Raw genomic sequence first — 8,868 nt, forward strand, 5'->3', positions numbered from 1 at the left:
TTTAAATACCTCCGAATTCTCTATTCATATTTTTCACTGCCATTGAAGCCTTGCCCTGATGTTCCATGTATGACTTATCTTCATCTTTGTTGAACACGCTACTCATAAACGCATTCCATATTTGTTCCTTGGTAAAACTAGGGTTGATTTTCGAAGCTCTATCATCGGCGGCATCCATTACCTCCAAGAGAAAATCCTTAACCTGCCCAGCAGTTGGATTATCCGGTAACTTGCTCATTTAACCAACCTCCACCCTCAAGGTCTTATCCGGTTCGCTCTTAATCAAGTTGATAACTTGGCTCTGAGTATCAATAATCCTAGAAACCGACTCTCTGAAGTCAATCCATATCGGAGCTGTGCATCCATAATGACCAGCTAAGACGTTAATAATATCGAGTCCGGCATTAACCTTCCCCGCATGGTTCACATTAGGATAAGTCACGCCATCGACCATGGCCTCGCAACACTCCGAAACTCCGCCATTGATTTGAACATCAAAGAGCTTCCACTTAACGATTTTGAACCGGCTGTTGATGTTCCCCTCCAGGAGGTTAACCTTAGCAACAATGAATTGCTCGATTAGGTAACGTTGCTTTTCAAACTCGCTAAGCTGGCCTGCGAGGGTTTTCTCCTCTTCTTTGAGTTCTTCCATCCTAGCCTTGGTTTTTATCGCCACATCGCGGGTATTAAGTAGACGGTTTAGGGTTTCTATTTGCTCCGTCACTTGGGTTTTCTGTTGAATTAATTCCGATGTAGTTTCCTCAATTGGTTTATTGAGTTCTTCCTGAAGAGACTGCAATTGGGAAAGAAGCTTCATGTATTTTTCGTCAGCCTCGTAATTAGCACCGCAGGAACGCTTTTGCTCGGCATCGATCTCTTTGTTGAGTTCATTTAAGCGCTCATTAATCAAAGAGGTATTTAAATCATTGTTGATGAGGTCATTCTTTAGGACTTCAAGCTCATCAGCGATTGCCTTTTGCTCAGCTCCCAATTTATGCCCCCTGGTTCTCGCCTTGTCCATGGCTTGAGTTTTGGCTTGTTCAAAGTTCCTTCTCATTTGATCAATCTGCTCGTCTTTTTTATCCTGAGGTAAAGACTGTTTACAGGTCGGACAAATAAATAGTTCCTGATCCGGCTCAACGAATTGCTTCTCGTTCTCGCTAATCCATGCTTGACGCAAACTTACGAGATTTTTCTCGTTCTCTGAGATCAAGGATTCCTTGTCTTTGATCCTCAAAGGGATTGTTTTAGCATCAATGTCCAAACGATATTTCTCGTTTTCAAGCTTCGCCTTTTCATCGGTGAGTCGCTTTGATCCTGCCCCAGACTCGGCATCCAGTTCCTTCTTCCGATTATCGATCGCAGAACTCAACTTAAAAACTTCCTGCTGTTTCTGTCGGTAAACTGAAGTTATTTGACTGGCATTCATCATGCTTTGCTCAATCTTCTTAAGGTTCGCTTTATGTTCTCTAAGTCCAGCTTCGACCACGGAATAATTTATTTCCTCACCAAGTACGGTCCTGGAAAGCTCGTTGATTTTGACTGGTATCTCTTCAATTTGGGAATTAAGCATCTTGATCTTTTCAGTAATGATCTTCCTTTGATCATTGATCGATTTGCCATTTAGGATGTTCGCAAGTTCAGAAAGGCTTTTATCAGAGGCTATTACGTCAGCATCCGAGACATCCCCGCAGATCTCCATGAGTGTTTTGCGTCGGTCCTGCCAAGATAACTGAGTGCAGAAATAAAACGGATTGGTCAGGAGCTTGAAGGCCGTCTCGTTGATAATTGAGCCAATAACATCCGCATACTCCTTGGCTTTAACCGGCACAGTATCAACCCAATAGCTCGTTTCATGGCCAGTGAATTCTTCCGTTGCGGTACCTCGCTTTCTAGTCCATTTTTCCTTGAGCATTTTTCTCAGCATCTTTGATTGTCCATTGATTAAAAACTCAAGCGTGACATCTGTTTCTAAATAGTGAATATCGTTGCCGGTTGAGTCCTGGGGTTTAACTGAAAAATCAGCTCGATTGGTGCTATCTTTCCCAAACAAAACCCAAAGGAAAGCATCGTATAGAGTTGTTTTTCCCTTTCCGTTTTCACCGAATATAGATGCGTTAAGGCCGTTAATATTTAGAGTAAATTCCTTGATCCCTTTGAAATTTCTGAGCTCCATCTTGGAGAGTCTAATTTCATTCATTGATCATTCTCCTTAGCGTATTCACAATTACTCATAGGAGCCAAATACCCTTTGCATACGCTCCGACAGCTATGCAAATTGGAAGGTAGTAAAATGTGGCAAGTTCCAAGATAGTTGCATTTAAAGCATTGGCATTTGTTGCACATTGGGCCGAGTTCGATCAATGGGAATTCTACCAGCGGTTCTATTTTCGAGAGATCCATGATACAATTTAAGCGAGCATCTTCTCTAACGGTCTCTGTTGGCGCAGAGGCCTTTTTGTTGTCCCAGGGTAAGGAATCATCATTCAAAACTTGATTAAGGTAAATGAGAGTTTCTTTGATCTCTTGAATTTTTTGATCGGAATTCCAAGATGAATCCATAACTATGCCTTTGATATTTCCGACTACATAAGGATATAGGCTGTTTCTTCCACATTCTTTCGCCAGTTCGATAAATCGCTGCTTAAGGTCCAATGTAGATCACTCCCTCCTCAAGCCGAACGGCCTAATAATCGTCGGAGTAACTCCACGCTGACACATTCTTCGGGTATCCATGTAATCCACGATTACCTCAGATCGCTTGTCTTCCGTCCGTACCGAATTACCACTTTTCATGAACTGCGCCCACTGCTCGCGGCTGCGCTGTTTCTTCTGCTCCCAGCGGTAAGCTTCGACTTCGCGGCGAATCCATGCGACTTTTAGCAGTTGCTTGTGAATAAACTTTGCGAAACTTTTAATCATCTGTGTCCCACCTTTCCTTTTGATTTGTTCCTCCTGTTCATGTAGCGTTCATAACGACTCGGTTTGGTCTTCATCGATGTCGAACTAATTACGGGACCTGAAGTGTACCAATAACCTTCTTGCCCTAGTTCCCAAATTGCTCCGCAAAGGCATTTTGCACGTATTTCACCTTCAGGAAACTCCATGGGCAAACCGCAGTAACATTGTTTCTCCACTTGTTTTATTACCATAAGGACACCTCCTTAAGCTACTTTCCCCCTCTGTAGTGCGATATGACAGCCGATTGCGATCTCCACCACCTCCTTAAAGCTTGTCCTCTTACCAAAGGCGACGCGGTTTGTTTTTATGTCTGTGGTGGCTAGGTCGAGGATTTGATGGAATTCCGAGTTTGATATAGGTCCAAGGGTTTGTTCGAGAAGTTTACGGAGCATTTTCCTCATCCCCTTCCTCTTCCTGTTCAACATTAGCCTCGTACTCTTCTCCGGAGATACAGACAACCATTTCAATATCTTCTTGAGCCATGTCAGCCACCTGTTGTCGCATTCTTTCATGCATTTCGGAGTATTCCTTTTCGTCAATGGGCTTTTTTGCATTCTCCATAGTCAATAGAGTATAGACGGGTAATTGCTTGCCATCATCTTGGATGCCCAGTAGACAACCTTCTTTGAGCTTGAAAGGGAATTTCAGGTCGTAGTACATTTTAGGTTTCACCTCACTTTCGCGATTAATTTACAGGGTTTTCCTCCTTTGTGTCGAAAAGGTAGTTGTCCAGACTATTTTCGTAGAGGGAGGAGGCGATGAAGTGTTTAAGTTTCAGTTTGTTTATGGCGACAAAAGTTACTTGGAGTTTGAGAATATTACGAAAGTAAAATATGCTGACATAATTGGTGAGGAAATTATTGTGTTGGAAAATGAAATTTTAGAGCATAAATTTCCATTAAATGCAGATCTATATTTGTTTTCCAAGAACTCAAACAATACAGCTTCTTGTAACAACCTAAAAACAATTTCAGTTATTAAAGAAGAATAGAATTATCCAACCACTACCTCGACATTCATCACAATGTCGGGGTGTTTTTTTGACAATTCCAGCTTCATATTGGATATTTCCTCAAGGGCATTAGCGGCTTCTTTAAGTGTGCGGACATTAATTTTGATTACGATCGACATCTTCTCTCACCCCCTTAACCAACGTTTTCACAGACTAGGCTAACTGCTTGAATACCTTTTCTAGCTCTGCCGCGAAACCTTCACCCATTTTTAATGACATTTTTTCAAGTTCGCCATCTGTATTGAAAACGTTTACCCGGACCTCTTCCTCAAGGACATCGCATATGTCAACTGATGCACTTATGTGATAAAGAGCGTCTTTCGGCTGCTTTCCAACTGCCCAGGCAACTATCGTACTAACCCCGTTCTTGGCGTTGTCCAATTCCTGCTTGGTGGTATAAAGATGTAAACTTAATCCGGTTGCCATTGTTCTATCCCCTCTCTTAACGTTTTAAAATGCATCTCCAGCTCTGACCTGGGCCGTTTATATTTGCAATGAAGAGTTATCGCATCAAGAGTTTGATGAATTTTTTCATGAGTTCAGATCATTCTCAGATGAAGTGATGGATAATATCAGAACTGACCATAGCCATCAGTGGTCTGATATTCATTTCCAGAGATTGAAAGAGGCTTATGAGCCTGTTGTCTCGCTTCTAGGCATTAATAGATAATCTAACTTCTTTTCCATTCGGTTGATTGACGCAGTAAGACATCTCACATCTCGCTGTAAGTCAATCAACATTTTTGTTTGTAACAAGAGTTCTTTGCCTACCCAACTTTCGGGATTTACGATGACGGTTTCAATGTGTTTATGATCATCAAAGACTTTTTGCATTGCGTTTATGGCATTTTGAGAGTCTCCGAAAATCTCTTTAAAATTTTTTTCCATCTTCCCCATCTCCTCTCATAACCCGCTTTTTCACAAGCTAGGGCCCAATCGCTGGACTTTATTTAAAATAAAAGTTGCATTTACGAAACTTTCTGACCGCGAAAAATATCCGTTGAGATATTCAACTCATCACATATTATTTCGACCTCAGAATAAGTAAATTCGAGCGTACCATTGATTTTTTGGTTAACCGTGATGGGGCTGAGGTCCAATAGCTCTGCCAAGTATTTTTGCCTCAGACCTCTGTCGGCCAGCTCTCCCTTAAGCTTATTATATGGATAATGTTTCATCCTTTTGGGTGTTTGTTTCGACATATAATCACCTCCTTCGAAAGTTGCGTTGTCGTAACTTAATTAAATTATAGACATCGTGTATTTCATTGTCAACAACTTTTATTAATATAAATTTATATAAATGTTGCAATAACGAAATTATGCAAGTATAATGAGTTAAAATATATTTTAATTTTTGAGGTGTTAGATAATGCAACAATTCGGCGATCGTCTTTATACGCTTAGGAAAGAAGCAAACATGACTATAGATGAATTCGTAGATGTAATGAATAAGAGATTTCCAGAGGCAAAACTTAATAAATCGATAGTCTCAAGGTACGAAAATAATATCCATCATCCCAAAAGGTTTTCTTTGGTCCAAGAGATTGCTGAATTCTACGGCGTAACAACGGACTATTTGATGGGTAGAACGGATAACCGGTATGAAAAGATCGAGAACATGGATTCACTTAAAAAGATCCCTTTGCTTGGAACTATTGCCGCCGGATTTCCTATTCTCGCCCAAGAACATATAGAGGATTACGAATACGTACCGGAAAAGTTGGGCATAGATTTCTGCCTCCGCGTGAAAGGTGACAGCATGATTAATGCCAGAATTCTTGATGGAGATATTGTATATATTCGACAGCAGCCAGATGTTGAGAACGGAGAGATCGCCGCAGTACTTATTGACGGAGAGGAGGCGACGCTTAAAAGAATCTATAAAAGTAATGGCTCCATAACACTCCATTTCGAAAATCCAAACTATACCGATATTGTATTTACCAAAAAGGACAGAAAGCAAATTTCCATCTTAGGTAAGGCCGTAAGATTTAACAGCGAGGTGAGGTAAATGGCTAGCATTAAAAAGCTTGATAACGGAAGCTATCAGGCTACTATTTACTTGGGGAGGGATGAGAATGGAAAAAAGATCAACAAATATGTAACAAGGTCAGGACTCAAAGAATGTAGATCAGCCGCAAGAAAAATAGAACAGGAACACGAAGAAGGAAAGTTAACTAATGTTGATAATATCCGAATAGCTGAATGGATTAAGAATTGGATAGAAATCCACAAAAACAAATATAGCCCGAGCACAATTGTTCTGTACTCAGGCTATCTCAAAAATTACTATCGCCCATTTTTTAAACAGATGAAATTTAAGGAACTAAAAGATATACACCTAAAGAAATTTGCGAATGAACTTCTTGGTAACCAATCAGCAACGAGTGTAAGGAGAATTCTTTCCTGCCTAAGGCCGATCTTTTACGACGCTTTAAAGGGTAAAACCCCATTCCAAGATCTTAAATTGCCTAAAGAGGAGAAAGTAGATTATTCAGACGTTCCCACTCCCGAGGTATTCAAGAAGATCCACGATGCTACCAAGGGGACACGAGACGAGCCTATTATTCTCCTTGCAGCCTGGTGTGGTCTTAGGAGAGAAGAAATATTCGCTCTAAGACAAAATGATATCGACACTAAAAACAACACAATCAGAGTCGATGAAGCTTACGTTATTAATGATCAAGGTAAATATCAGATCAAGAGTACAAAATCGGAAAATGGGTTGCGTGAAGTAGCAGCTCCTCCTTATCTCATAAACCTCATAAAAGGAGTTATGCAGAATGGATTTGCAAAACGGAAAAAGAAGCAGAAGGTCGTCGTAGAAATAGCAAACAAGAAAAATAAGGGCGATCAGTTTATATTCCCAATGCGCCCTGACAGTTATTCCAGTTATCTTGCTAAACTTGTTAAAGAAAAGAAAATGCCGAAGACTCGTTTGCACTTTCTTCGGCATTATCATGCGACTTGGCTGTATGAAAATGATGTACCAGATCATTTATCAGCCGAGCGCCTGGGACACGATATTAGAGTTTTGAAAGAAGTTTACCAGCATCTTGGTGTTCAGAAGAAAGAAAAAATCAATAGAAAAATTATAGAACTCCAGCAAGAAGAAATCCAGTAAACGTTCAGATATGCAAAACGAGACCATGTTTTTCATGGTCTTTTATTTTTTGGTAGGTATTTGGTAGGTATTAGCTATTTTTGCAACCTACCCAAAAACCGTCAAACAATTGATTTAATTGGTCGGAGCGACACGATTTGAACGTGCGACCTCTACCACCCCAAGGTAGCGCTCTACCAAGCTGAGCCACGCCCCGATATTTCCTTCACGTGAAGGACTTTTATAAGATACCATATTAGAAGTAAAAACGCAACCACAAATTTATCCATTTTGCTATGAGGGCCAAATTCTACTCTGATTTTTGCCATTATCGGGTCTTTATCTGATCTCAGATCTATCTTTAGGTTTGTCCAATAACTTCTATCTTTCTTACGCCGTTGATATTGCCGAGTCCGCTTAACAGGTTTTCAGGAGTATCGGCCATGCCGGCTGTTTCCACAGAAATTGAAACATTGGCGATTCCTTGAAGGGGTATCCCTTGATTAATGGTCAAGACATTTACTTTTACTGAGGCAATAAAGTTCAGGACATGAGAAAGTACGCCAGCTTTGTTTTCCAGGATCAGAGAAATCGTCAAGATCCTTTCGCGGCTGGCCTCATAAAAAGGAAACACGCCATCCTTATATTTATAGTAGGCGCTGCGGCTTAAACCTACCCTTTCCACTGCGTCATTAATCGTGTAGACATCTCCTTTAACAAGGAGTTCTTTCGCCTTAGCTGTCTTTAAAATGGCTTCCGGCAAAATGTCTTTGCTGACAATTAAAAAATCGTTAGTCTTGCCAACCACCCAATCTCTCCTATCTATCTCAACGATCATTGCCTAATCTTCAGACATATTATAAGCTAATTCGTACAATGTTTGCAAGAATTCGAACAGATTATCGCTTTTACTGGCCTTTGAAAGTAGGTTTGCGTTTTTCATTAATTGCAGCGAGCCCTTCCTGGTGATCCGACATTTCGGTAACGATAGCCATTTGGGAAGAAATCAGATCTAAGGCTGTCCGTAAGTCATTCGTACGTTGTCCTGAATAAACTGCTCGTTTAATCATTTGCACGCAAACCGGAGGGGAGTCGGCTATTTTCCCAGCCATTTCTAGGGTAGCTTGTTCTAACATTGGAGCTGGAACAACTTTGTTAACGAGCCCAATTTTCTCCGACTCAGCGGCAGAGATAAAATCCCCGGTCCATAAGAGCTCTAAGGCCTTCGCTGCGCCTACCAATCGAGGCAAATAAAAAGCTCCGCCATCGCCCGGAACAAGGCCAACCTTTACGTAGCCTGCGGAAAGCTGAGCGTCATCTGCGGCTATCCGAATATCACACATTAAAGCCATATCAAGCCCTGCACCCACAGCAAGCCCATTGATGCCACATATAACCGGCTTATCCATCATTTCCAGTGTGAGGGCGATCTTATGTATATGTTCTGTCAGGGCACGTTTGCGGTGGATTGCTTTGTCGCCCCATAGATCACCTTGATCATCACAGCCCACAAAGCCTTTGCCCTCCAGCATAGTTTTGATATCTCCACCTGCAGAGAAGGCCTTACCTTTCGCAGTAACTACGATAACCCTTATCGTTTGATCCTGCTGAGCATCTTGAAGGGATTCTGCCCATTTGCGAATCATTGGTAAAGAAAAGGCATTATATTTCTGGGGTCTGTTCAGGATGATCCGAGCTAAAAAACCTTCTTTCAGGTAAATCAAATGGTCATTCTCTTGAAGTTCTTTGTTATCCATTTGTTGCATCTCCTATATTTCATTCTTTTGCTT

The 8,868-nt window shown here is 41.1% G+C and carries 16 protein-coding genes and 1 tRNA gene; 3 read left to right on the forward strand and 14 right to left on the reverse strand.

Annotation, left to right across the window (positions count from 1 at the left end):
* Position 1 precedes the first annotated feature (1 nt).
* From VZF35_RS03355 to VZF35_RS03385, 7 genes are read right to left on the reverse strand one after another with little or no spacing between them, the layout of a single operon-like run.
* A complete protein-coding gene (locus VZF35_RS03355; protein ID WP_407310989.1) occupies positions 2-238 on the reverse strand; it encodes a hypothetical protein in 237 nt (78 codons plus the stop codon).
* A complete protein-coding gene (locus tag VZF35_RS03360; protein WP_407310991.1) occupies positions 239-2,200 on the reverse strand; it encodes a hypothetical protein in 1,962 nt (653 codons plus the stop codon). It lies immediately after the preceding gene.
* Entirely contained in the window at positions 2,197-2,655 is a 459-nt protein-coding gene (locus VZF35_RS03365; protein WP_407310993.1) for a hypothetical protein, read from the reverse strand. Before VZF35_RS03365 ends, VZF35_RS03360 begins: the two co-directional genes overlap by 4 nt.
* A 6-nt stretch (positions 2,656-2,661) precedes the next feature.
* Positions 2,662-2,922, reverse strand: coding sequence for a hypothetical protein (locus VZF35_RS03370; RefSeq protein ID WP_407310995.1), 261 nt, complete (start codon positions 2,920-2,922; stop codon positions 2,662-2,664).
* Positions 2,919-3,152 (reverse strand): hypothetical protein, encoded by a 234-nt coding sequence (locus VZF35_RS03375; protein ID WP_407310997.1) that lies wholly within the window; start codon positions 3,150-3,152, stop codon positions 2,919-2,921. Before VZF35_RS03375 ends, VZF35_RS03370 begins: the two co-directional genes overlap by 4 nt.
* Positions 3,153-3,164: 12 nt before the next feature.
* Positions 3,165-3,353 (reverse strand): hypothetical protein, encoded by a 189-nt coding sequence (locus VZF35_RS03380; protein ID WP_407310999.1) that lies wholly within the window; start codon positions 3,351-3,353, stop codon positions 3,165-3,167.
* Positions 3,343-3,633, reverse strand: a complete 291-nt coding sequence (locus tag VZF35_RS03385; protein ID WP_407311001.1) for a hypothetical protein — start codon at positions 3,631-3,633, stop codon at positions 3,343-3,345. Before VZF35_RS03385 ends, VZF35_RS03380 begins: the two co-directional genes overlap by 11 nt.
* A gap of 91 nt (positions 3,634-3,724) precedes the next feature.
* On the opposite strand from VZF35_RS03385, the gene VZF35_RS03390 reads away from it, so the two are divergent.
* Positions 3,725-3,952 carry a hypothetical protein gene (locus tag VZF35_RS03390; RefSeq protein WP_407311003.1) on the forward strand — a complete coding sequence of 76 codons (228 nt, stop codon included), beginning with the start codon at positions 3,725-3,727 and terminating at the stop codon, positions 3,950-3,952.
* A gap of 2 nt (positions 3,953-3,954) precedes the next feature.
* On the opposite strand, the gene VZF35_RS03395 is transcribed toward VZF35_RS03390, so the two are convergent.
* From VZF35_RS03395 to VZF35_RS03410, 4 genes are all read right to left on the reverse strand, one after another.
* Complete coding sequence (locus tag VZF35_RS03395) at positions 3,955-4,092, reverse strand: hypothetical protein (protein WP_407311005.1); 138 nt, start codon at positions 4,090-4,092, stop codon at positions 3,955-3,957.
* Positions 4,093-4,126: 34 nt separating this feature from the next.
* Entirely contained in the window at positions 4,127-4,399 is a 273-nt protein-coding gene (locus VZF35_RS03400; RefSeq protein WP_407311007.1) for a hypothetical protein, read from the reverse strand.
* A gap of 204 nt (positions 4,400-4,603) precedes the next feature.
* Positions 4,604-4,861, reverse strand: coding sequence for a hypothetical protein (locus VZF35_RS03405; protein ID WP_407311010.1), 258 nt, complete (start codon positions 4,859-4,861; stop codon positions 4,604-4,606).
* 80 nt (positions 4,862-4,941) lie between these two features.
* On the reverse strand, positions 4,942-5,175 hold the full coding sequence (locus tag VZF35_RS03410) for a helix-turn-helix transcriptional regulator (RefSeq protein ID WP_407311012.1): 234 nt from the start codon (positions 5,173-5,175) through the stop codon (positions 4,942-4,944).
* Between the two features lie 169 nt (positions 5,176-5,344).
* Between VZF35_RS03410 and lexA the strand changes: the two genes are divergently transcribed.
* Together lexA and VZF35_RS03420 are read left to right on the forward strand one after the other, a co-directional pair.
* Positions 5,345-5,986, forward strand: a complete 642-nt coding sequence (lexA, locus tag VZF35_RS03415) for a transcriptional repressor LexA (RefSeq protein ID WP_407311014.1) — start codon at positions 5,345-5,347, stop codon at positions 5,984-5,986.
* Positions 5,987-7,099 (forward strand): tyrosine-type recombinase/integrase, encoded by a 1,113-nt coding sequence (locus VZF35_RS03420; protein ID WP_407311016.1) that lies wholly within the window; start codon positions 5,987-5,989, stop codon positions 7,097-7,099. It begins immediately after the preceding gene.
* Positions 7,100-7,218: 119 nt separating this feature from the next.
* Here VZF35_RS03420 and VZF35_RS03425 read toward each other — a convergent pair.
* The 3 genes from VZF35_RS03425 to VZF35_RS03435 form a co-directional block, all read right to left on the reverse strand.
* Positions 7,219-7,295, reverse strand: a tRNA-Pro gene (locus VZF35_RS03425).
* A gap of 144 nt (positions 7,296-7,439) precedes the next feature.
* Positions 7,440-7,916, reverse strand: a complete 477-nt coding sequence (locus VZF35_RS03430) for an ACT domain-containing protein (protein ID WP_407311018.1) — start codon at positions 7,914-7,916, stop codon at positions 7,440-7,442.
* 70 nt (positions 7,917-7,986) lie between these two features.
* The gene (locus tag VZF35_RS03435; RefSeq protein ID WP_407311020.1) at positions 7,987-8,835 is read right to left on the reverse strand and encodes an enoyl-CoA hydratase/isomerase family protein; all 849 of its coding nucleotides are present in this window, start codon (positions 8,833-8,835) and stop codon (positions 7,987-7,989) included.
* Positions 8,836-8,868 lie beyond the last annotated feature (33 nt).

The organism is Desulfosporosinus paludis (assembly GCF_045689965.1).
GTDB lineage: Bacteria > Bacillota > Desulfitobacteriia > Desulfitobacteriales > Desulfitobacteriaceae > Desulfosporosinus > Desulfosporosinus paludis.